Origin of the sequence: Vibrio cionasavignyae (assembly GCF_050337155.1) — a bacterium.
Taxonomy (GTDB): domain Bacteria; phylum Pseudomonadota; class Gammaproteobacteria; order Enterobacterales; family Vibrionaceae; genus Vibrio; species Vibrio nomapromontoriensis.
This window is the reverse complement of record NZ_JAKJSR010000023.1, coordinates 56,914-80,139: the sequence shown is the minus strand read 5'-3', so window position 1 is coordinate 80,139 and position 23,226 is coordinate 56,914. Positions and strand designations below refer to the sequence as shown.

General features: G+C 46.4%; 20 protein-coding genes. 6 read left to right on the top strand and 14 right to left on the bottom strand.

The annotated features are described in order from the left end of the window. Nucleotides 1-58: 58 nt before the first annotated feature. The 14 genes from pdxY to flgA all read right to left on the bottom strand — a co-directional run bounded on the left by pdxY (nt 59) and on the right by flgA (nt 18,737). Nucleotides 59-913 carry a pyridoxal kinase PdxY gene (pdxY, locus tag L4D74_RS18410; protein ID WP_428753859.1) on the bottom strand — a complete coding sequence of 285 codons (855 nt, stop codon included), beginning with the start codon at nt 911-913 and terminating at the stop codon, nt 59-61. Nucleotides 914-1,134: 221 nt separating this feature from the next. Further along, the gene (manA, locus tag L4D74_RS18405) at nt 1,135-2,340 is read right to left on the bottom strand and encodes a mannose-6-phosphate isomerase, class I (protein WP_428753858.1); all 1,206 of its coding nucleotides are present in this window, start codon (nt 2,338-2,340) and stop codon (nt 1,135-1,137) included. Nucleotides 2,341-2,598: 258 nt separating this feature from the next. Next, nucleotides 2,599-3,939 (bottom strand): MFS transporter, encoded by a 1,341-nt coding sequence (locus tag L4D74_RS18400; RefSeq protein WP_428753856.1) that lies wholly within the window; start codon nt 3,937-3,939, stop codon nt 2,599-2,601. An 8-nt stretch (nt 3,940-3,947) separates the two neighbouring features. Then, entirely contained in the window at nt 3,948-5,444 is a 1,497-nt protein-coding gene (gene uhpB, locus L4D74_RS18395) for a signal transduction histidine-protein kinase/phosphatase UhpB (protein WP_428753855.1), read from the bottom strand. Then, nucleotides 5,444-6,052 (bottom strand): response regulator transcription factor UhpA, encoded by a 609-nt coding sequence (gene uhpA / locus L4D74_RS18390; protein WP_428753853.1) that lies wholly within the window; start codon nt 6,050-6,052, stop codon nt 5,444-5,446. The genes uhpB and uhpA overlap by 1 nt, the downstream gene beginning before the upstream one ends. A gap of 160 nt (nt 6,053-6,212) precedes the next feature. Next, complete coding sequence (uhpT, locus tag L4D74_RS18385; protein WP_428753852.1) at nt 6,213-7,607, bottom strand: hexose-6-phosphate:phosphate antiporter UhpT; 1,395 nt, start codon at nt 7,605-7,607, stop codon at nt 6,213-6,215. 343 nt (nt 7,608-7,950) lie between these two features. Next, on the bottom strand, nt 7,951-9,222 hold the full coding sequence (locus tag L4D74_RS18380; protein ID WP_428753850.1) for an NRAMP family divalent metal transporter: 1,272 nt from the start codon (nt 9,220-9,222) through the stop codon (nt 7,951-7,953). A gap of 385 nt (nt 9,223-9,607) precedes the next feature. Next, nucleotides 9,608-10,030 (bottom strand): PPC domain-containing DNA-binding protein, encoded by a 423-nt coding sequence (locus L4D74_RS18375; RefSeq protein ID WP_428753849.1) that lies wholly within the window; start codon nt 10,028-10,030, stop codon nt 9,608-9,610. Nucleotides 10,031-10,112: 82 nt separating this feature from the next. Beyond that, complete coding sequence (locus L4D74_RS18370; RefSeq protein ID WP_428753848.1) at nt 10,113-10,994, bottom strand: DMT family transporter; 882 nt, start codon at nt 10,992-10,994, stop codon at nt 10,113-10,115. A 93-nt stretch (nt 10,995-11,087) separates the two neighbouring features. Next, entirely contained in the window at nt 11,088-11,798 is a 711-nt protein-coding gene (locus tag L4D74_RS18365) for a lytic transglycosylase domain-containing protein (RefSeq protein ID WP_428753846.1), read from the bottom strand. Beyond that, nucleotides 11,788-12,243, bottom strand: a complete 456-nt coding sequence (gene flgN, locus L4D74_RS18360) for a flagellar export chaperone FlgN (protein ID WP_428753845.1) — start codon at nt 12,241-12,243, stop codon at nt 11,788-11,790. The genes L4D74_RS18365 and flgN overlap by 11 nt, the downstream gene beginning before the upstream one ends. Nucleotides 12,244-12,318: 75 nt before the next feature. Beyond that, nucleotides 12,319-12,600 carry a flagellar biosynthesis anti-sigma factor FlgM gene (gene flgM, locus L4D74_RS18355; RefSeq protein ID WP_428753843.1) on the bottom strand — a complete coding sequence of 94 codons (282 nt, stop codon included), beginning with the start codon at nt 12,598-12,600 and terminating at the stop codon, nt 12,319-12,321. Nucleotides 12,601-12,692: 92 nt separating this feature from the next. Next, the gene (locus tag L4D74_RS18350) at nt 12,693-17,798 is read right to left on the bottom strand and encodes a polysaccharide lyase family 8 super-sandwich domain-containing protein (RefSeq protein WP_428753841.1); all 5,106 of its coding nucleotides are present in this window, start codon (nt 17,796-17,798) and stop codon (nt 12,693-12,695) included. A gap of 213 nt (nt 17,799-18,011) precedes the next feature. Beyond that, nucleotides 18,012-18,737 carry a flagellar basal body P-ring formation chaperone FlgA gene (flgA, locus tag L4D74_RS18345; RefSeq protein WP_428753840.1) on the bottom strand — a complete coding sequence of 242 codons (726 nt, stop codon included), beginning with the start codon at nt 18,735-18,737 and terminating at the stop codon, nt 18,012-18,014. Between the two features lie 132 nt (nt 18,738-18,869). Here flgA and flgB point away from each other — a divergent pair, with 132 nt between their 5' ends. The 6 genes from flgB to flgG all read left to right on the top strand — a co-directional run bounded on the left by flgB (nt 18,870) and on the right by flgG (nt 23,202). Further along, entirely contained in the window at nt 18,870-19,232 is a 363-nt protein-coding gene (gene flgB, locus L4D74_RS18340; protein ID WP_428753839.1) for a flagellar basal body rod protein FlgB, read from the top strand. A gap of 2 nt (nt 19,233-19,234) precedes the next feature. Continuing rightward, entirely contained in the window at nt 19,235-19,669 is a 435-nt protein-coding gene (flgC, locus tag L4D74_RS18335) for a flagellar basal body rod protein FlgC (protein WP_428753838.1), read from the top strand. Beyond that, nucleotides 19,669-20,346 carry a flagellar hook assembly protein FlgD gene (flgD, locus tag L4D74_RS18330; RefSeq protein WP_428753837.1) on the top strand — a complete coding sequence of 226 codons (678 nt, stop codon included), beginning with the start codon at nt 19,669-19,671 and terminating at the stop codon, nt 20,344-20,346. Before flgC ends, flgD begins: the two co-directional genes overlap by 1 nt. A gap of 104 nt (nt 20,347-20,450) precedes the next feature. Continuing rightward, complete coding sequence (gene flgE / locus L4D74_RS18325; protein WP_428753836.1) at nt 20,451-21,650, top strand: flagellar hook protein FlgE; 1,200 nt, start codon at nt 20,451-20,453, stop codon at nt 21,648-21,650. Nucleotides 21,651-21,660: 10 nt separating this feature from the next. Next, complete coding sequence (locus tag L4D74_RS18320) at nt 21,661-22,392, top strand: flagellar basal body rod protein FlgF (RefSeq protein WP_428753835.1); 732 nt, start codon at nt 21,661-21,663, stop codon at nt 22,390-22,392. 24 nt (nt 22,393-22,416) lie between these two features. After that, nucleotides 22,417-23,202 (top strand): flagellar basal-body rod protein FlgG, encoded by a 786-nt coding sequence (flgG, locus tag L4D74_RS18315; RefSeq protein ID WP_428753834.1) that lies wholly within the window; start codon nt 22,417-22,419, stop codon nt 23,200-23,202. Nucleotides 23,203-23,226: the final 24 nt, after the last annotated feature.

The window sequence follows — 23,226 nt, the reverse complement described above, 5'->3', positions numbered from 1 at the left end:
TCCCCTCTTATTATCGAGTGACACGGCTCTAATAGAGCCGTGTCCTAGTGATGTTGAACTACACTTTTTGTATCGGAAAGACCTCGCTTGGCGCAATAAACTCTTGCTGCGCAGCAATGGTTTGTAGCTCCCATTCCCCACGATTTTGTGTCTCTTTTAGCACGCCATAACTGGCGTTATTGGCATGTTCAAACGCCTGCTCTGGCGACCAACCTTTTAACAGACCCGCAGTGAACAATGCAGAGATGAGATCGCCAACTCCGACCGGCTGTTTATCAAAATCTAGATGCGGGCGCTGGGCAATATAGCAGCCTTGTTTCGTCGCTAGCATCATTGTGAACTTTTCATTCGACACACTATGCAGGTGCTTAACCAGTACCATTTGGGGTCCCTTAGCTAAGGCTATATGACACGCGGTGACGGCATCTTCGAGGCTATTAATCGCAATATCGGCGAACTGCCCTAATTCAAATTGATTCGGCACGATCACATCCGCCATAGGCATGACGCGTTTGACTAAGTGTTCTGTCGTACCTGCTGGCACGATGCACCCTTTTTCTGGCGAGCCCATCACAGGATCACAAACATAGATGGCTTCTGGGTTTTGAGCTTTGACTTTTTTGACGGCATCAATGACAGCAAGGCATTGCTCGGCGCTGCCTTGGTAGCCCGATAAAACAGCCTGGCAATTAGCCAGTTGGCCAATATTGTCGATTCCCTCAATCAAAGAAGCAATGTCTTGGGCAGAAAAGGCTTGTCCGGTCCAACCTTGCTGATATTGAGTATGGTTAGAAAACTGAACGGTATGAATAGGCCAAACTTCAAATCCCATTCGCTGCAGAGGAAAAGTGGCTGAACTGTTGCCAGCATGGCCATAGACAACATGGGATTGAATGGAGATAACGCCCTTCATGGTGGCTCCTGATGATTGAATAGTAAGTACCCTGACTAATATGAGCGCGAAAGTCTGCTCAATCAAGATTTAACCACATAAATATCCTGATTATAGGGTACTAGCATCAATTTGATGCTGAGAAGCTGCTGAGAACACTCCTGACACCTTTGCTTTCGCGATCAAATACCGTTCCACCCAGAGCAGCTCGCCACTTACCGCTTTTGTTTTGAACGATATACTTAGCTGAAAGCTCTAGCGACTCGTCCACCACTGCTCATGACGTAATGGCCAATATAAGCAGGAATAAAGACCGATTGACCTTTGGTTAGAGACAAGCATTCACCGTTATGACTCGTCAGCGTTAGATCATCATCTATTGCCATTACTATTTCAGCGCTGCTAGTGAGTATTTGTTCCTGTTGAGGGCAATGAAATATATTGAAATTAAAATCATTCACTGGAATTTCATAGTGATCACATGAACCCGTGTGTGAGGGGGAGAGTAACAACTGGTTAAAGGGGGTAGGGCTGAATTCTGTACATGCGACTAACTCTGCTACATCAATGTGTTTGGGGGTTAATCCAGCACGCAACACGTTGTCTGAATTGGCCATAATCTCTAACCCGGTTCCTTTAATGTAAGCGTGCGGAGTGTTCGCATTTAAATACATCGCTTCACCTGGTTGCAATGTGATCAAATTAAGAAGTAGGGCCGAAAATAGTCCAATATCGTTGGGGTACTGGTGGCTAAGCTCTATGACTAATGCGCATTCGGCTTGTTCTTGGTGGACGGCAGAGTAAGCCAGCAACTGCTCTAATGCGTTGTGTTTCGCTTGCTCATTCAGAGTTAATAGATGACGGAAAAAAGTTTTCAAGCCTTTAGCGTTAAGGTTGTTGCTAAAGTCTTCAATCAAACCAGTAAGCTCACAACAATTCACTTGTCTGAACAAGCTCATTATCTCGCTATATTCTCGGAATCCATTCATCGCTTTGTATTCTGTAATCGCGTAAACCAATTCAGGTTTATGGTTCGAATCCTTGTAATTACGATGCCCAGCGGTGAGAGGGATTTTTGCTTGTTCTTCTTTTGCAAAACCTATCTCAGCTTGGTCTTTATTAGGGTGAACCTGAACAGATAGCGCTTTTTCTGCCGCCAAAATCTTAAATAAGAATGGCAGTTCGCCAAACTCTTGTGCGATATCGGTTGATAGGTATGCTGGCTTATTCTTGTTAATAAGTTCAGATAGAGAGAGCAAATGCTGGTCAACTATGACCATTGAGCACCCTCTAGGATGCGCCCCCATCCATACTTCAGCTTGTGGTTGTTGTGGCTCATTTTTAAAGCCAAACAGTTCGTGCATTGAAGAAACACTTCCCCATGCATAGTTCTGTATCGTGTTTTGCATAGGGAAAAATGAGTGTTCTGATAAAGGGCGAAGTGACATGAGTTTTTCCGTAGTGAACTCTTTGAAGCAATTCAAGAGAGCACATTTCTGATGGCGATAAATAATCAGAAAGGTTACAGAGAGAGGTGAGAACTCACATGAGAGGAGGTCTTAGAGGGAGTAGGAAAAATTCTTAGAAGCGAATGAGAAAGGTGAAAAGCGTGAATAGAATCACATTTGGATTTTATCGATGGGCGATGCTGAAAACAAGATAGCGGTCAATAAAGTGCGCCGCTATCTTATTGGCCGCAATCCCCCTCACAAACCAACTTGAACATCGGTACTTTTTTGAGGTGACTGTGCTTGTAAGAAAGGCAGTAAAAGAAGCCCGATAACGGCAGCACATGTAGAAATGGTAATGAAGAATCCACTCCAGCCGTAGGTTTCTAAAACGAGCGCTAATGGGTAACCAGAAAGTGCTGCTCCCATATAAGCAAATAAGCCAACAAAGCCCGTTGCCGCGCCTGCCGAGTCTTTATGCGAACACTCGGCCGCGGCCATTCCGATCAACATTTGGGGCCCAAAAACAAAAAAGCCAACACAAAATAGCCCGGCGGCTTGAAACACAAAGTTGGTTAGCGGCATAAGCCATAGCGCTGATACCGAGAGGAAAATGCCAATGGCAAACAAAATATTCATTGGTCCACGATTGCCTGCAAACAACCGATCAGAGCCCCACCCAGCCACTAATGACCCAACGAAACCGCCAATTTCAAATAAAGACAGAGCGGCATTCGCATTGATCAAACTGTAATTGTGCTCTTCGGTTAGATATAAGTTCCCCCAATCGTTAACGGCCGTTCTTACGATATAGACCAACACATAGCTAAAGGCGAGCAGCCAAATGTATTTGTTACTGAACACATAAGTTTTCAATATCTCTCGATAACTGAGCCCTTGTCCATGGCTCTCTTGTGCTAATTCTAGGGGATCATTTCGCCACTTTCCTACGGTAGGGAGCCCCATAGTGCTTGGCTTATCCCGTAAACGCCAACAGACAATAATCCCAATAACAACGCCAATCACACCAGGCCAAATAAACCCAGCTCGCCAACTAAATTGAAGAGTCAGGTAGCCGACGAGAATAGGAATAAGTGCTCCACCTACGTTATGTGCGGTATTCCATATGGCCCAGCGAAATCCTCTTTCAGAACGTGAGTACCATGTCGTCAATAATTTAGAGCATGAGGGCCAACCCCAACCTTGGAACCACGCATTAAGTACCCAAAGCGAGATAAAAGCAGCTAACGAACTAGAAAAGCCGAAAGCGATATTAATCAGCCCGGTCGCGATTAAGCCAAAGCCCATAAAGTAGCGCGGGTTTGAACGGTCAGATATCGTGCCTGAAATAAATTTAGATAAGCCATAAGAGAGGTAAAAGAGCGTACCAATTAAGCCTATATCACCTTTGTCCAAGCCAAGGTCAGTGATCATTGCAGGCGTCGCATAATTAAAAGTTTTACGAGTGAAGTAAAAACCTGCGTAGCCAACGTACATTCCTATCATGATATGGAGACGCCAGTATCGATAGCTCTGATTGACCTCATCATGATTTAAAGTCTGGCTATTTGAAGTGGTTGAGCGCAGAAATCCAAACATAGTCGTTCTCACACTTTAGGTAATGTAATACTGATATTCGTGCCCGTAGAGGCGCCATTCGCGTTGATTATCATCTTGCCTCCGAGCGCTTGAACACGTTCTTGCATACCGCGAACCCCCATTCCTTTCAGAAGATCTTGTGCGGTAAAGCCAACGCCATTGTCTGAGATTCGAAGTGCAACTTGCTCATCTAGAGTTAACTCAATTCTAATTTCGCTGGCTTGGGCATATTTATAGGCGTTGTTTAATGATTCTTGGCACAGTCGAAACAGCGTGACCTTGAGAGTGTCACTCAGGCATGCGTAATCACCTTGCCAATTTAACTGTGTATCAATGCCATGGTCCGAAAATTCCATTTCCCGTATGAGCTGTTCAACCGAGTCTTTTAGATCCAGATCATCTAACATTTTAGGTCTAAGTTTTGTTAGTAGGCGTTTGGTTGTGTCGTAGATATTCAAAGACAATGACTCAATCATGCCCGCACAGCGAACACTCATTTCTGCGGCATCGACACGTTTAATAATGCTTGCCTGTGTCCGAATTGCTGTAATATTTTGGCCGATTTCATCGTGTAGCTCGCGAGCAATCTCACGGCGAACAGATTCTTCAGCCGTTACTAACTGACGTGATAGGTTTTGATTTCGGGACAGCTCGCTTCGCAGTTTTGAATTCAGGTCTTTTTGTTTCTGAACCGCAAGACCAAGCAAAATACCTGTGATGGTTTGAGCCGAAAGAGACAAGAGTAAATCCGTGACTTCGAGCCTAGATGTGCCGCTATGGGCGGCAATTAAAGCGACACTATTGAGCAGTGTCGCGAGCAGAGCACCCTGCCAGCCATAACGAACGGCCAGCAAGATAATAGGAATCGCCATACAAAATGGCGCGAACCGTCGGAGTTCATTCGGCAGGCTGGTTTGTATCAAAATACTGGCCACCAGCAACACGCTGTATAATGCGATGTGGCGTATTTTAAATTCAATAACATTGTTGATTAAGTGAGAACTTAGTGGTGCCCACTTGTTTTGAAATAGATAATTCCACACTAAGTAACACATAGGCACCAGCATAAGCCCCCCCGTGATACTGACCAACCACACCATGTAAACGGCAGGAACATGAGTACTTACCACGGCAACGTTAATCAATGCGGTGACCATTATTAAGCTCGCCATCACTAACAGGTGACGATTCTGATCACCATAGTAATAACGTTTGGCAAATAGAGTGGCAGGAATACTTAATCCACTGGCAATTAATATCGTTAACCACTGTGGCTCATTAAGTAATAAAGCCAAAGCGATGGCGAGTCCCCATTCTGCAGCATAAATAGCCGGCCAGTATTGTGTGCGAGTGTGCAGCGTCATACCCAGTCGCAATGAAAAGGGAAACAATAGAATGGCGAGTTCTGGGTCATTAATAAAATAGAAGGCAATCACCCATAAACAGAACCATGCACAACCAGCCATAAAAACGCCGCATAGGGAAGTGGCTAGGTAGGATCGCATTAGTACGGTTCTTGAGTGAATAGTTTGGCTAACTCAACGTTGTTCTTAACATTCAGTTTATCCATCGCATTGGCGCGATGAACATGCACTGTTTTGTGGCTAAGCCCCAATTCAACAGCAATAGACTTTACATCTAGCCCTGTCGCCAATAACTGGCACACTTCGTTTTCGCGGCGCGTTAGCTGGTTTAATGATGCTTTATTTTTTATCGGTGTCGCGAGCTTTATTGCGATATCTGGTGTGAGATAACAGCCACCATTTGCGCTTGTGTGTACGGCTTGAATTAACTCGTCTGGGCTACAACGCTTGCTGAGATAACCTTTCGCTCCTAATTCTAATGATTTTTCAACCATCGCTGGTGAGTCATGGACGCTCAACATAATGCTGGCAATCCCTGATGGAATTTCTGCCAGTAAACTCAGGCCACTTTCATCTTGCATTGAAATATCCAGAATAACGACATCAGGATGGCAACTTGGAAGTCCGAGGCGAGCTTCTGCCGCAGAATTGAACTCACCTACGACGGTAATATCCGTTTCAAGGCTGAGTAGTTGAGCGAAGCCCGATCGAACAATGACGTGATCGTCAACAAGAGCAACATTAATCATGATATTAACCAAAACTGAGAGTGGAAAAGAAAAGTGCCCCGGCAGGAGCGATAGATAGTTAATTTGAATGTCTGGAATGATACTGAATCACACTATCGATTGGTATGGTCTCGCGTGCTTTAATCGAATAAAGTACGCGAGACCATCCATGTGAGACTAGTTATGCATTTTGAGCAGCTAAGTGCATCTTTTTAGCGTGACGAATCTTCTTCTCTTCGGCAACCGCAACGAATAGCAGTAAAATGATACAAATGGCGGCGGAAGTATCGAGTGCCGCGAATGTTCCTTTCCAGCCAGTTAAGCCGAAAATTGGCGTTCCGTCAGCAATCATACCGAGGCCTAATTTGGCAAAACTGTCACCAATTAGGTAAGCAAAGGTACCTTTCACACCATCAGCCACACTGATCGCTTTTTTTGGCACAAAGCCAACCGCAGCAACACCGATTAAGAGCTGAGGACCAAACACGAGGAAACCCAGTACAAATAGTGATGCAAGGTACATGAACTCGCTGGTGGCATGCTGGTAAAATTCAAGGGAAACAATGATTAAGCCAAGAGATACGCACGCAACTAAAGCACGGCGTCCGTTAGCAAGGTCAGACAAATAGCCCCACATTAGCGTGCCAACCAGAGCACCGACTTCAAACAAAGTAAAGCCTGAAATAGCCGTTTCTTTTGATAACCCTAATTCTTGATACGCGTAAACGGTAGACCACTGATCGATACCGATTCGAACAATGTATAAAAAGATATTCGCGAAACAGAGTAACCAAATCACTTTGTTTTTAAGCACATACTCAACAAAGATTTCTTTTTTGGTCATTTGATTTTCTTCAGCGGCGGTATCTTCTTCGCTGACTTCTTCATCAAAGAGCTCTTCTACTTTCCCTAAACCGTATGCTTCTGGAGAGTCATTACCAAAGCGCATGCCAATAAAGCCCACAACAATTGCGATGATAGATGGGAACACGAACATACCAATCACGTTACCATCAAACAGATAGTTTGCGCCAAATAGAGCAACACCTGCCGCTCCTGCACCACCAACGTTATGCGACATATTCCAAAGACCCAAATATGAGCCCCGCTTATTGCGAGGGGTCCATTTGGTAATGGTTGAGTAACTAGAAGGCCCACCTGTACTTTGGAAGAAACCACTTAATGCGTAGAAGGCAACCATCATGAACAGGCTCGCGCTGCCTCCGCCCATGCTGAAGCTGAATCCCAACATAGCAAGGCCAGATAGGATCAGCATAAATGGTAGAAATTGTTTGGTATTTTTACCATCGGCGTAATAGGAAACGACCGTTTTACCAATGCCATAAGTAATTGAAAACCCAAGACCAATTAGACCTAGGTCGGTCATGGATAATCCGTAAGTAGAAATCATGTCGTTTTGTGCAACATTGAAGTTTTTACGGATTAAGTACATGGTTAAGTAACCAATGAATACAACTAGATAAGATTGTAGGAAAGGCTTAAACCACATTTTTCTTCTGGTTTCGACCGGAAGATCCAACGTCGGTTTTCTCACCTGGTCTAGGAACTTTAACATTGTAAACTCTCTTATAGTTTATGAGGTCTGCACGGTAATTTTCCGACCATGCACGCTTTGTTATTTGACCGGGAAATAATAGGGAGTCGAAAAAGCGACCGCATGAGAGAGGGTCTTAGAATGACTAGGAAAAATTCGTAGTTCAGAATTGGGAGTGAAGAAAGCGTGAAGAGCATCACCTTGTTTACGAACCGATACTCGCCAAATGAGTTACCAGTTGCTTCCATTCAGACGAACAGAATGTGCTGAGCAAGCGTCTTTTCGGTGTTGATTTTGGTAGGGAGCAGGCATAAAAAATCGGCCTCAACCTAGTTGAGACCGATAATGAAATCTATTGATTAAGCTACATCAACCACTTCCACCAGATGAAAATAGCCAAGAAACCAAACAGGTAAATCAGGCCGGCCCACGATAGGGCTTTCAGTTTAGGACCCAGTTGCAACGACTCAGGAAGTGTTGCTCGTGAGACTAGGATATAGTTCAACAGAGCAAAAATTGGCGTGGTTACAAAGGCGAGAATCATGGCGAAATTTAGCAAGGGCATCAGTGCGGAAGCAAAGAAGGCAATGATAGAAATCGCGGCTGTTGCCACTACCACAACCCAAGCTTGAAAGTGCTTAGGATTGTCTTCTTGTTGCTTTTGTAGCAAACGCTGAGATTCTGCAATGGCTCGTGAATAACCGTCAATGACGGTAATGGTGCTGCCAAAAATACAGAAGAAAGCAATGACGGCAATTAAGTAACGGGACCATTCACCAATGGTGGAGGCGTACATTCCCACCAGTTGATGAGAGAAGCCTACGCCGGATGCGGATAATTCGGTACCAGAGCCATTAATCACCAGTGCGCCCAGCGCGAGGAAGACGATCGCGAGAATAGCGGTGCCAATGTAACCAACATTAAAATCAAATAATGCAGACTCTGGCGTGACGGTTTGCTTCTTACACTGGCTTTTTAGCCACATGGAAGTCAGGCTTGAAATTTCAATCGGTGCTGGCATCCAGCCCATGGTAACCACAATAAAGCCAATCGATGCAATCGTCCAAGGTGATGGTGCTTGATAGTTTGCCGGAGCGACGCTGCCATTAGAAGCCGCGATACAAACCGCCGTCACGGTGGCAATAGTCAAAACGGCCATGATGACCTTAGATAGTGTGTCGAGTGCGCGATAGTGCCCAGCAAATAGAATCGCTAAACAGGTCGCAAGTACAATGCCAGACAGGGCGACGATTGGTAGGTCAAAAGGTAAAAAATAACCCAATAGGCTCGCACTAAATAACAACAGTGCGGCGGTATTCACGATGCCAGAAATAACGCTGAGTATGGTAAACACCCACAAGTAGCCACGACCTAAATTGGCGTACCCCTGAATTAAGCTTGTGCCTGTGCCCATGGTGTATTGAATGCCTGCTCGGAAAAAAGGGTATTTTAGAAGGTTAACGAGCAAAATAAGTACAGCAAGTTGCCATCCGTATATGGCACCTGCTTTGGTAGAAGCGACAAGGTGTGAACCACCAACGGCCGCGGCTGCCATCATGATGCCAGGACCAAGCGAATGCACTAACTGGGTAAATCCAGAGCGTTTCGGCTCTGTTGAAGAGAGGGTATTCTCCATATTCATATTCCTTTGTATTTATTATCTATAGGGGCACAGTAAAATGCGTTCAAAAATATGTACACTTCACGCTAAAATTATTTTGCCACCGTTGTTTTTCTACAGGTTTTACAGTGAGATGCAACGAATGTCGCTGGTTTTAAATTGAGCAATTAGTGCTAGGTGCTGATTAGTGGCTGGTATTTAGATGATTGCACCAACTTTGTTGCTATGAATTGGTTTTTTACGGTGTCGTTAGAGATAAAAAAGTGGAAAAAAAACGACGCAGATACATGGCTTTTAAAGCGTGGGATAGCTTGGGTGAGGGTAATACTTAAGTGAGGGTAATCGTTTAGAGGCGGCTAATAGTTTGGATGCAGTTAATGGTTTAGATGAAGCTAATAGCTTAGGTGCGAGTAATCACTAGCTCAGTGTATCCGGTCTGAGGATCGTGCTCTCGAGAAAAGTTGAGATGAGCGTACTGATGAATGATGAGCTCAGCAGTGGTATCAACAACACTCCCTTCTTGTAAATGTCCACCCATCACTCGTCCCTGTGAGTCAGCGACAGAAATATGAATATGTTGATGGTTAGGGGTCAGTGTGCCCATGAGAGAAACAATCTCAAATGGCTGCTGCATGGTGAGTGACTGTGTGGCCCCAGCAAGACGAATATTGATGCTTTTTAAGCAGCCGACACAGGAAGCAATACTGCCTGCCTGAATCTGGTACTGACTGACTAGAGCCTGAATTTCATGCTTGAGATCTTGCCCGTTGGTTAAGCGAGCGGCGATGACTTCGCTGCTGGTGGGGTATTTTATATCATGCATGGGGTGTACCTTTTTCAGGGGTTAACAGCAGGCATTAAGGGCGAGCTAACCTCGCCCTTGCTATGTCATGCTCGTCAACGGATTAGCGGCGTTTGACCTGCTGAATGACAAGTCCAACGACAATCAATACTAAGCCGACCAAGGTTGATGGATGGATTTCCTCTCCAATCACATAGGCGAGAAGCATCAATGAAATAAACGGGGAGGCGAAGATAAGGTTACTGATGCGAGCGGTATTTTGTGTCAACTTCAGTGCGCTCAGCCAAAGAACAAAGGTAATTCCCATCTCAAAGAGACCAACATAAGTGACCGCTAACCAACCTTGTATGCTGATGCCGCCCCAAGGAGCCCCTTCATACATAGCCACGCCAAACGCTAAAGGTAGTGCCACCAAAAAGCCAAGTAACACCCCGACCACTGGATCGGCGGTATTTTTTGTATTGAGAATCCAGTAGCTAGCCCATAGCAGGGTAGAAATCAGCGCCAGTCCCACGCCCAGAGGGCTATCGAATTGCAGCCCAGGGACATCCCCTTTCGTCGCAATGACGACAACACCAAAATAACCAAGCAAGCAGGCAATCCAATCTTGGCCGCGGATTTTTTGTTTTAAGAAAACGGCCGCCATTAAGGTGAGTGTGATCGCCCAGCTGTAATTGATTGGTTGAGCTTGTGAGGCTGGCAGTAGTTCGTAGGCTTGGAACAAAATCAGGTAGTAGGCGAATGGGTTGATGACGCCAAGTAATACGTAGTACCACGGATTGGATATAAACGTCGTTTTGATTTGTTTTAGTGTTCCTTGTACCCCGCACACCACTACCAGCGCAATCGCAGAAACCAGTGAGGCAACAAAGACCATTTGGGCCGGAGTGAACTCGGCCAGTGTCAGTTTAAATGCGGTGGCAACCGTCGACCAAAGGAGCACGGCAGACAGAGCAAAGAATAAAGCTTTTCGTTCGTTTAGCATGAGGGTGTGGTACGCGATTGAGTAAATAAAGTGCCAGCATCTTACCAGTGAATAGCGTTCTGAAAAGCAAGAGTTTGTGGATCTTGAAGGGGGTCACAATGAAATCAATGCCGGCAGGGGCGTAAGGTCAATTAGGGCTGTGGGTTTGCGGTGTTGCTGTTGACCAAATAAAAACAGCGTTGTGCGATTTTGAACGGTGAAACGGTCCATATCCACTAACGTGAGCAGAGCGTGATAGCGAAGCACATATTGGCGAGTTTCAGCTGGCAAAGACAGGTGGTTGAAGTCACGGCTACCTGAACGATTAATCGCGCGTTGCACGCGCCCTTCCCCTGCATTGTAGGCGGCGAGTGTTAGGCTGATATCACCATCAAACTTTTGATAAAGAAAATTGAGGTACTTAAGCGCGGCAGCGCTGCTGGCATCAATATCGAAGCGTTCATCTTTTTGCGCATTAACGATGAGCCCAAATCGGGTGGCGGTGGCGGGAATGAGTTGCCATAGCCCCGCGGCATTGGCGGCGGACACGGCGTTAGGGTTATAGGATGACTCTAACATGGGCAGAAGTATGAGATTGTTTGGCAGCGAGTAATCAGCTAACTGTTTGAACAGCTGTTGTATCAGCGGGTTATAAGCATCGAGCTTGGCGAGAATAGGCGCTCGGTATGGCTGTAGCTTTTCAATATGCGGGGCGATGAGATGGGGTGATATGATGGAATGGGACGAGGAAGCCGCCCAACTTGAATGCAACACCGCACCCCAAAGGCTAATGATAATAAAGGTCAATCCTCGCTTAGCGAGCATATTCCTCACACACCATTTTATCTTCATACGTGATGGCGGGTTTGCCCATCAGTTGACCCAGCAGTTCATGGAAGGCCGCCGAGCTTTGACCATTCTCTTGATTGTAGCGCTGACACTGTTTAATGAGTGCTTCAAGTACCGCCCACTGCTTTGCAACGTGTGTCTGCAATTTTACCGGTAAGGCTTTAGTCAGTGTTTTCACGCCAACCTCTGAGCTTGGCAGCTGTAATTGCTGCAGGCATAGCGTCCGTGATTTTGCGCCGTAGCTGAGTTTTTTGAGTACCGGAAGTTGTTGCTGAATATTGCGATTGAGCGCGTCACTATCAAGTTGTAGGTACAGGGCTTTTTGGTGCTGTAGCAGCGCAAGTAACTTTTGATAAAGCTTAATATCTTCAGTGATTGAAACTACAAAATTTTGCACCAATTCACTTTTTGTGGCGGCCATAAAAAGTCGTCCTTTTGCTGTTACCGATTGGCGGTATCGGTTGTGTCCTATCGATAGGTTTATTCGTTTACGCGCTTATTCATGACCAGTGTGAAAACGCATCACCGCTTGTGACAACGCTTTAATGTCCAGTCCAAGTTCGCCATTAGCTAGAGCATTTCGCACTTGTTCAACTTTTGCCATATCGACATTAGGTAATGTGGCGAGGTCGGCCTGTGCTTTATCTAAGGCGGCAGTATTGGCGTTAAAATCTGTGTTGCTGATTGCCCTACGAGCAGGGGCTTCAGGGGCTTGATTTTTAGATTGATTAAAGTTGGTTTGTGGGACGTGCCCACCAGCTACCTTGTCTATTTTCATTGCTATGATGTCCTGTCGCTGTGTCGTTAACTGTATAGGGCGACAGGCAAACAAAAAGTATTAAACAATTTGTTTGCCTGTTATTCAGCGAGCTAGTCTATTTCTTCAATTTGAATGCTGACAGGCATTCCTAAGTACAGATTTTCTTTACCTTGATAATCATCCGCATTAGTGGAATCAGGCAATCGAAAAATGAATTCCGTGCCATTATTGATACTGGAAACGAAAACTTGCTGCGAGGGGATCGCCTCTTTTTTGATACCTTGAGTCAGATATGAGTAACGGCCTGAAGCAAAGTTGAGACTTACGTTCAAAATTATTTCGTTGGTCGCTTTCAAGGCATGATGCTGAAATTTATTAGTGGGAGCCGCAATGCTTGGATCATCGTCTGCGTAAGGATCCGTTATTGTGATGCTCCATGTCGACGTATTTAACTTCACCATTTGTACGAGTGCTGGCTTATTCACTGCAACGTTCAATCCATTATCGAAAGTGAGCGACCCTGCTTGTCGAAAGACAATTTGCGCAACGTGTTGCGTGTCATCGGCGTTACGGTAGTAGATTGCTTCTAGGTGTTGCTCCGGTTGCTGGTATACCTCTAATCGACTAAGAATATCCGTTACCGTTGTCGGCATTTCATCGGCAGTGATAAAAGGCAATGTCAGGTATGTATAGTGGCTTCTTTCACCTGCTCCTTGAATCTCTTTACCGTGATTAATAGCAATCATCAGTGGCTTAAGCCTTGCTCCATTTTCTCCGCTATTAAGTTTGCTATCCGAGTCAGGAATTGCGTTACCACCGCGTAGGTAGGTACGTACTTTTTGTCCATTTTGCGGCAAGATGACGTAGCCCTTATCAGCGTGATGGAACCACATGACTTGCTGTTCGACAGGCAGGCTTGGGTCACTGGCAGGGTTAGAAGACCACTCGGTTTGAATCTGGGCGACTTTCTTGCCATTGGAACCGACACTGTTGCCTTGCCCTGGGTTGTAAGTGAATGGCGTTTGCCAGTGTAATTGGTCGATCACCGTAAGGATATTGGCATTGCCGTTGGGTGTTGATAAATCATCACGGATACGTTGGATGTTATTTCCCATCGCGACCACCATCTCATCAAGGAAAAAGTAAGACTTGTTAGCGGTTACGGTGGTGTAACTGTGATCGCTCATATACTCAAATGCTGCCATGCCATACGCATTATTGCTATCGGTATAACTATTGGCCAGAACCGAAGCGAAGGCAGAGGGATTACCGACTTTTTCACTGGATTGAAGAGGAAGGGCGTCTTGTCGCCATGACTCCGTGATTCCAGGGAGTAAATGCCAATCCCAGTCGTAACGAATTTCATCGTAGTTACTGTCATTAGTTTTGACTTGCAGCACTCCGCGCCCATTCATAAAGCCGTACGGACTATCGGAGAAGCTTTCTGCACCGCGCGTTCGTTGCGATTCCATTTTGAGTGAGCTGAACCATTCTTTGTATTGAGATGTCTTACTGTCCCATTTATCTCGGCGATGAATCAGATAGTCGTTGACCCAAAAGGCATTACTACCCAATTGCTGGTGGGTGTTTTCTGAAATGTCTTGAACTAGCTGAGATAGCTGATGCACAGAATCGGTATCTGTTGCTGGAGGCGCACTCGTGAGAAGCCGGTTAGCATCCTTAGCCAGAATATAGCGACCAAAATCGCCGACATGAGTTTGATAATGGCTGCGTCCTGTTGCTTGGAAATCTGTCGACTCACCGTAGATTAACCATGGCATTGTGTGATTGAGTACCTGCAGTGAAAAATCATAAGGGGTGGCAGAAATTTCAAAGGGTGTTTCTTTTAAGTAAGAAGCAAAGATATAAGCTTCTTTGGTAAGCCACTCATAACCGTACGCATACATAGCAAGATCTTGTCTTAATCCAGTATGGTGGCTCATGGTTCCATCAGGCAGTAACCCAGAGCGTCCGTAACTTTGTGCTTCAATGCCATTGCTTTCAATCCAAAATTTTAGGTCACTGAAGCTCGCCGTTGGGCTCCATCCCGGTAATAAAGTGGTGTTTTGCGAGGCCCAACCGAGACCTGGTTGGTCACCTTCATAATCACGATACCAGAGAGGATTGTAAGTAATTGGCCGATTATAATCTTTGTAAAAGGCAACCATGGCTGCCCAAGTTCGCAGACGATGTGCGCGATTGGCATCGGACCACGCTCCTGGCGATGAATCGAGGTCTTCGGCATTGTAGTAACGGAAATAGTCTATAGAGGCTTCACCCTTGGGAAGGTCAAAAGCGACTTGCGAGAGGAAATCACTGATTTTCTCGTCTAGGCGTTTATAGAGACTTTTTCCTTTAATTTTTCCGGCATGGATGTCCTCGGCTAGGCTAATTACAACCCCCGATATTGGGTCGGTGAAGCGCCAAGCGTGTGTGGTATCGTTGTAGTCCACTCCGGTAAAATTACCAAAATCAGTGCTTGGAAAAGCATCAAGCCAGACTTCTAGCGCTCGAAGTAGCGTGTCCCGCAATTGAGTACGCTTTGAGCCGGATTGATACGCTTCAAGGTGGGTATATGCATAGGATAACGCCGCGAGGTGCAACGCGCTTTGTTCCATTTCATCCGCTAATACAGAAGGTGTTACCGTATTTTGGCCATAGTCAGCGAGTGCGTCTTCGCTATCGTAATCATAGAAGTGAATCGGTAAGCGGCTGTCGGCTTCCCAGCCTGACGATGTGCGGTGGAATGCATACTCAACCTGGTAGTCATTGTTTATCAGGTGATTAATTTCAGTGTTAACCACTTCATCTGAGTATTCTCTGCCACTGTGCAGTCGATATTGCTCTGTCGTTGCATACCGATAGAAATGGTCAAAAAATTGCTGCCAAGCGGTGTTATCTACCGCTTCAACTAAGGTTTCCACTCGGGCAATCAGTTCGCCTTCATCTTGAAGCTCAACTTCAATAAAATGGCTTTTGTCCCAGTTTATCGCATCGTTTTTATTGAGCGTGAGTCGCCCAAATAAGCGGCCTGCACTGTCTCTCTCGTTAGATAAGGAAAATAGCTGGCTATCATCTCGTGTTAGAACAAAAGAAGCGCTGTCAGTTAGCGGTGAATCGGGCGCAAATCGGTTGCTTACTGGCTGAATTTGGCCAATAACAATGTCACCTGCAGCGCTCTTGGTTTTGATTTCAAAACGGTTAAATACCAATTGTTCGCTATTAAAAGCAGTCTGGTTGAATCGATTGTCGATAGGGTCATCGTTATCGCCAATACCATCGCCATCGCTATCGCGATAGTTGCCAGAATCATGAGGGAGTTCATCCGGTCTTAATCCCGATGCTAACTGGCAGTCTCGGCTACAATGTTCATTCCATGAGTCAGGATAACCATCGTCATCGCCATCAACACTTGCGGCAGCATTGTGAGGGAAAGCGTCTTGGTTATCGCCGATTCCATCGCCATCACTGTCGAGCCATTCGCTTGCGTCATTTGGGAATGCATCCCTGCCGTCAGACACGCCGTCTTGGTCTGAGTCGTTTAGCGGTGTCAGATAGAAAGCGTCGAATGATGCGCTATTAGCATCGCTAAATAGGATCCTTAAGCGATGTGTGCCAGCAGACAACGTGATGTCTTTATCTAGCAAAGCAAGCTGATATTGGCGCTTGTCTTCAGCGGCGGCGGTATACTCCAAGGCATAATCTTGCTTGTCCACATAGACGCTCACGCTCACAGGCTTGGTGATTTGTCCGCTTCCAGCCATCATCGCAAACTGATAGAGCCCACTAGACATCACGTCTATTTCGTATTCTAGCCATTCACCATCGTGAATGTAGCCGACACCGTAGGTGGCTTGGCCATTTTCGTCTGCACGATTGTTATTGTGAATATCGACGTCTACATCTAAGCGATGTTGCTTGCTCGCATTGCCTGCCGTGGTGTCATAGTAGGCGTCGTGGTTTGAACCGAAGCGAAAGTGTTCGGCTTGCATTTCTCCCGGTACGAGCATAACTGGAGCGATGGAAAGATCAGGCAGTGTTGGATAGGGGTCGGCGTTGTCTCCCATGCCATCGTTATCAGTATCTTGCCATTCTTTTGGGTCGTTAGGAAAGCGATCAAGCGCGAGATTATCTGACGAGTCTGCGGCACTTTTTCCGTTGTTCCATTGATCGGGGTAGCCATCTTTATCGCTGTCAATGCTAGCTGAGATATCATCAGGGAAGGCATCGGTATTATCACCGACCCAATCACCATCTCGATCGGCAGACGGTGTAATCGCAATATCTCGAATTCTGAACCCGTTGCTTGCTAACCTCACTTCAAGTTGTTGCCTTCCTTCAAGCAGAGTGAGTCCTGTCATGACGAAAGGTGCAAAGTTGTAGGCTCCTTCGGCTTGCGTGTTGAAGGTTAAGCTTGCCAGTCTTTGGTTTTGTTGGTTAAAGAGGGCGAGATTTTTGTCTTTGTCGCTGTCGGAGGCGAGATAAAACGTAGCATCATACGCACCACTTTTAGCAACCACGGTGTCAAAACGAAGAGATTCATTCGGTTGTGTCCAGCCAACTAATGGCGTTTGCTGGCTATAACGGATATCGACATCATCGTCACGATAGCCGCCCCCGAGGTTTCCCTCTGTGGTATCAAAGTAACCACTGTAGTCTGCGGCATAAAAGGAACCGGGTAGTTTGGCATAATTGACGATGCTAGAGCCTGGACCATATAGCGTGTCTTCTTCTGAAGCAGCTTGTTCGAGCGTTAAGCTGAACTTGTCGAGAGAAAGGGCACCGCTATATAGGCGTACTTGAATGGTGACAGGGCCTTTAGGAAGCTGAATCGCGGAGAGTGTTTCGGTTTGAAAACTTCTGACATCGGCAATAAGAGGCGTGTAAGTAAGCGTACCTAGATGGCTCCCATCGGTCAGGTGGAAACTCATTGCCATAGGGTCGGTATTGTTGCCTGCTACGAGTGCATCGAGTCGATATTGCCCGGCTTGTTCAATGTTAACGGTATAATTAAGGTACTCTCCATCTTTCGTCCAGCCAATGGAATAACCACCAGAACCATTTCCTCGAATATCGACGTCATCTGTCCGATATTTACTGCCAGAGTTACCCGGTGTGCTATCGAAGTAGCTGAGGGGTTGACCTCCCGTATCATAATCTTCAAATTCAATAACAATATTATTTGCAGCAAGTGAGATCGGTGCAACAAGAGTCATTAGACTCAAAGAGGACCGTCTCATAAACGTGAGTGTTCGCATAACTATCACCACTTATTATTTATAATTGGATGTTTTTTCTTTTTACGATAGCTACAAGAAATAAAGTCGTTACAAATATTATTGGAACCAATATTCGAATTTTATAAATAAGGAGTGGCAATTATTTTGATGGGTTATTGGTTGCGGCCTCTACTGCGGTGCTGGTTATGATTAAAATTGAGTATGCACTTGGTTTAAACCCGTCACAACGGCGCGAATAACTTTTTTTGAACGACTATTTTGTACGTCAATTTGCTCACCTTTTCCACCCGTCTCCATTGCCACCCCGCGTGTTTGGGCACTGAATTTTCCGCTGCTGGCGATGATGATCACTTCATTGCCTTTTTGCACTAAAGGAGGGGCGCTGACATAACGTGAATTCACCATTTGACCTGTTCGAAGTCGACGATTGACTTGTTTGCCAGTGGCTTGTTCTAGGGTGGCAATAAAGGGCGTGTCTCGAGTTAAGTCACGTCGCTCAAGCTTGATGTCCGCTAGGGTAATTTCACTGTCGCGAGATAAAGTTTTCGCCGCGACAACGACAGGCAACGTTAATGTCGATCGTATCGTGGTGTTAATGCGCCAGTCATTCATGCCATCTTGGCAAATGACACTGCGCTTTAGATGACCAATGGGCATTGACTGGTTATCACGTCCGTTAATCATGAGTGGTTGTTGGCAGCGTGGTAAGTGTTTTACTGACTCTGGAACGAAGGTCACGAGAGCGATGTCAAACGCGCTCCATTTTTGCTGCTTTGCCAGCAAGTTAAGCTCAGATTTGACGGATTGTTCTACGGTTTGGCGAATATCGTCGGCGCTCATTGTGGTCACTTGTTGTGACATCACGGCGCTAGAAAATATCATCCAAATAGCACTTCCTACTCGCTTCCCTATCATGACTACTGCTTCCGACAAACGGAAGGATGGCTTCCCTTTGCTTTTTTATATTGTTGTTTTTAAAAGAAAATATTTATGGCACGCATATTGTAATCTATTCGTGGTACTTGGCGAATGGAAAAGGAATATGAGATGGCAATCAGCTTTGAAAATGCACTGGGTGTCCACCCTAACGCGCTCGATTTTCGAGTGCAACGTACCAAGGTCTTGGCAAGTAACTTAGCAAATGTCGATACCCCTGGATACCTCGCAAGAGATCTTAGCTTTAAGACTGTGATGGGAAAAATGACGCCTAATGGCGTGCAACCGCAAGCCCCGCAAATGACTGTGGAAGCGAAATATGCCATGCCTTACCAGAACAGCAAAGACGGTAATACCGTTGAGCTAGGTGTCGAACAAGCCAAGTTCGCGCAAAACAACATGGATTTTCAAACTAGCCTGACGTTTCTCAATATGAAGCTAAGTGGGCTGGCGAAAGCAATTGAAGGACGTTAATCATGTCATTTACTGATATCTATTCGATCGCAGGCTCTGCGATGACGGCGCAAACCGTACGCCTTAACACGGTCGCCAGTAACTTAGCCAATGCGGATGCCGTATCGGCTAACCCTGATGATGCTTATAAAGCACTCAAACCCGTGTTTGCTACGGTGTACAACCAATCTCAGCTTTCCGCGGAACAATCCGTTTACCCTAATGCGGAAGTACGCATTGTCGATGTGGTGCAAAGCCAAACCCAAGCGGAACAGCGATTTGAGCCCAATAACCCGCTCGCCAATCAAGAAGGTTACGTGTATTACCCCGGCGTAGATGTGGTGACGGAAATGGCTGACATGATGTCGGCAACGCGCAGCTTTGAAACCAATGTGGAAGTGTTGGCGAATGTCAAAAGCATGCAGCAAGGGCTACTTCGCCTAGGAGAGGGACGTTAATGAGCATTGCACAATTTACGGCGTTAGACGCCGATGCGCCGCTGGCTACACAAAGCAATGCTGGGATCTCGGCGAACCCGCAAGATATGAACAGCGCCAGTTCTTTGCAGAATGAATTTATCAGCCTAATGGTGGCGCAGATACAAAACCAAGACCCATTAAACCCCCTTGATGGAACCGAATACGTCAGCCAATTGGCTCAGTTTTCTCAAGTTCAAAGTACTGAAAATATGTCGACGTTAATGCAAAACAGCATGGTGCTGCTCGACAACATGCAAGTGTTATCAACCGCAGGACTTGTGGGGCAAACCGTGTACGTCAACAGTAATGAATTTGAAATGGGAGAAGGGGTACAGAGTGGCAAGATTGAGCTTGCTCATCCGTCGAATCAGGTGACATTGATCGTAGAAGATGAGTTCGGCCAGAAAACAAAGGTGCCATTAGGTGCCCATGCTGCGGGTGATGTCGATTTCTCTCTCGATCCTGAAAAGCATGGATTGAAGCCCGGAAATTATCGTATATCGGTGGAAGTACAAGAAGGCCAAGCGGCACCCAATCTACTGCTTGCTGGCGAAGTTGAGCAAGTTCGAATTCCAAGTACTGGTGGTGCCGCACTCGTCAATATTACCGGTGTCGGCAGCGTACCTTTCTATCAAATCAGTCAGTTCGGTGCCTAGCGCCTAGCTATGTGTTAAATGCTAAGTGTTAAACGTTAAGTGCAACTTGTAATTGAATATAACCATTAATTGAGCACCAACTAAAAGACAAAGAAGAGGACATCATGAGCTTTGATATCGCACTCAGTGGCTTGGACGCCACCAACTCACAACTTAATACTATCAGCCATAATATTGCTAACGCATCGACGTATGGTTTTAAAGAAGCAAGAACAGAATTTTCAGCCGTGTATAACGGCATGCAGGCGGGCGGAGTAGAAGTCGCCGCCATTTCGCAAAATTTTGATAAAAATGGCTCGGTATCAGGCACAGGTCGTTCAATGGATTTGGCGATTAACGGCAACGGCTTTTTCGTCACCAAAGACCATATGGGACAGATGTTGTATACCCGCGCGGGTGTGTTTGGTACCGACAAAGACAATTACGTTGTCGGTAATACTGGTGCCAAGCTGCAAGGTTATAGCGTAGATGGCAATAATAACCTCCTCACTGGTTCCGTTGGTGATGTCAAAATCAGCACGTCATCATTAGCCGCTCAAGCCACAGACAAATTAGATTTTGTCGCCAACTTTGATGCTAGCTCAGGTGTGATTGACCCAGTGGTGAATCCATTTGATGCCACGGATCCGAATTCTTTTAACTCTTCTTACACCACCAAAGTTCATGATTCGTTAGGTAATTCTCATACTGTGACGCAGTACTTTACCAAAACGGCGGACAATACATGGCAAGTGAATGTAGAGGTGGATGGCTCGGCGACCACCCCAGCGACCACTCAAAGCGTTACCTTTAATCCAGACGGGACACTCGCATCACCAACTGGCAGTTTTAACGTCGCTTTCCCGGCTGCGGGTGCGAATAGCATGAGTGTCGATATTAGCTTGGCAGGCAGTACCCAGTTTGGCGCGGCGTTTGGTGTGAGTACCAATAGCCCCAATGGTTACACCTCTGGTGAATTAGCGGGTGTGCGTGTGGAAGACAACGGTATGGTTTTCGCAACTTACACCAATGGTCAATCTCAGCTGCAAGGTCAGGTGGTGCTCGCTAATTTCGCTAACCCACAAGGTCTAGCGAAAACCAATGGCACGGCATGGACACAAAGTTATGGCTCTGGCGCACCAGTGATAGGGACCCCAGGGACTGGCGTGTTAGGGGATTTAACCCCGGGGGCGTTGGAAGGCTCGAATGTGGACCTGACCTCAGAGTTGGTGAACTTGATGACCGCGCAGCGTAACTATCAAGCCAATGCTAAGACTATTTCGACTTCAGACAAGCTGACGCAAGCCCTGTTCAACGCAGTATAAGGAATCGAGCATGGACAGCTTATTGTTTACCGCCACTACAGGCGCCAGCCGGGTACTAAAAGCCCAGCACGTTCGTTCAAATAACTTATCGAATGCCGATACCACGGGCTTTCGCGCCGATATGGAGCGAGTACAAAGTGTGCCGTTACAAGGCTCTGGTTTTGACGGTCGCACTATGGTTGTTACCAACTCTGCCGCGACACGCTTTGATGCAGGGGATGTGGTGAAAACTGGTCGAGCATTGGATGTTGCCGTGATGGGGGATGGCTTTCTAACCGTGCAAACCCCAGCCGGCGATGAAGCCTATACCCGGGCAGGAAACATTAAAGTCGATGAGTTCGGTGCCATGAGCATCAACGGCTTTGCGGTGATAGGTAACAACGGTCCTATGGTTTTGCCGGATTATCAAAAAGTTGAAATCAGCGAGCGAGGTCGCGTGTCGATCATTCCTCCTGGTGGTAATGCCGAAGTGGAAGTGGGTGAACTTAAGCTCGTTAAGCCTGAGCCGACTCAATTGCAAAAAGAGAGCGATAGCCTGCTTCACAGCAATACTGGCGCGCCATTTGCGGCTAACGCAACGGTGAACCTTGCCCCTGAGCATATTGAAGCAAGTAACGTCTCGGCAATAGACGAGCTGCTCAGTGTCATGTCACTGACACGTAACTTCGAGATGCAAGTTCGCATGATGAAAACGGCAGAAACCCTGGCGCAAGCAGGCAATAAATTGATGAGTGCGCGTTAACGCGCACAGTAAAGGAGCAACACAATGCATTCAGCACTATGGATCAGTAAAACGGGTATGGCCGCGCAAGACACGAAGATGACGGCCATCTCGAATAACCTAGCCAACGTCAATACGGTCGGTTTTAAGCGCGATCGCGTGGTTTTTGAAGATCTGTTTTACAGCATTCAGCGCCAGCCAGGCGCACAAGTTGACCAAGTTAATCAACTGCCAACTGGGGTTCAGCTAGGGAGCGGTGTACGCGTGGTCGGCACGCAAAAAGTGTTTACGCAAGGCAGTGCACAAAATACCGGACAAGAGTTGGATTTAGCGGTCATGGGGCAAGGCTTTTTCCAGATAGAAAACTCCGATGGTCAGATCATGTATACCCGAAATGGCCAGTTTCATGTCAACTCAGAAGGTTTGATGGTGAACAGTCAGGGCTTGCCATTAGAGCCACAAGTTCAGCTGCCTGATAACGCGTTAAGTCTATCGGTTGGAGTTGATGGTACGGTTAGCGCCACTACTGCAGATAGTACAGTGCCGCAAAATTTGGGGCAGATTTCGCTGGCAAAATTCATTAACCCAGCGGGCTTGGAAGCGGTCGGTGGCAACTTGTTTAAAGAAACCGAAGCCAGTGGTCAGGCAGAAGAGTTGATTCCCGGTGAAGATGGGGCTGGAAGCATTAAACAAGGGGCGCTTGAGGGTTCCAACGTGCAGGTAGTGGAAGAAATGGTCGATATGATCACCACTCAGCGTGCTTATGAGATGAATGCAAAAGTGGTTTCTGCGGCTGATGACATGCTCAAGTTTGTCGCTCAATCAGTATAAGTGGTCGCGTTACGCGTAAGGATT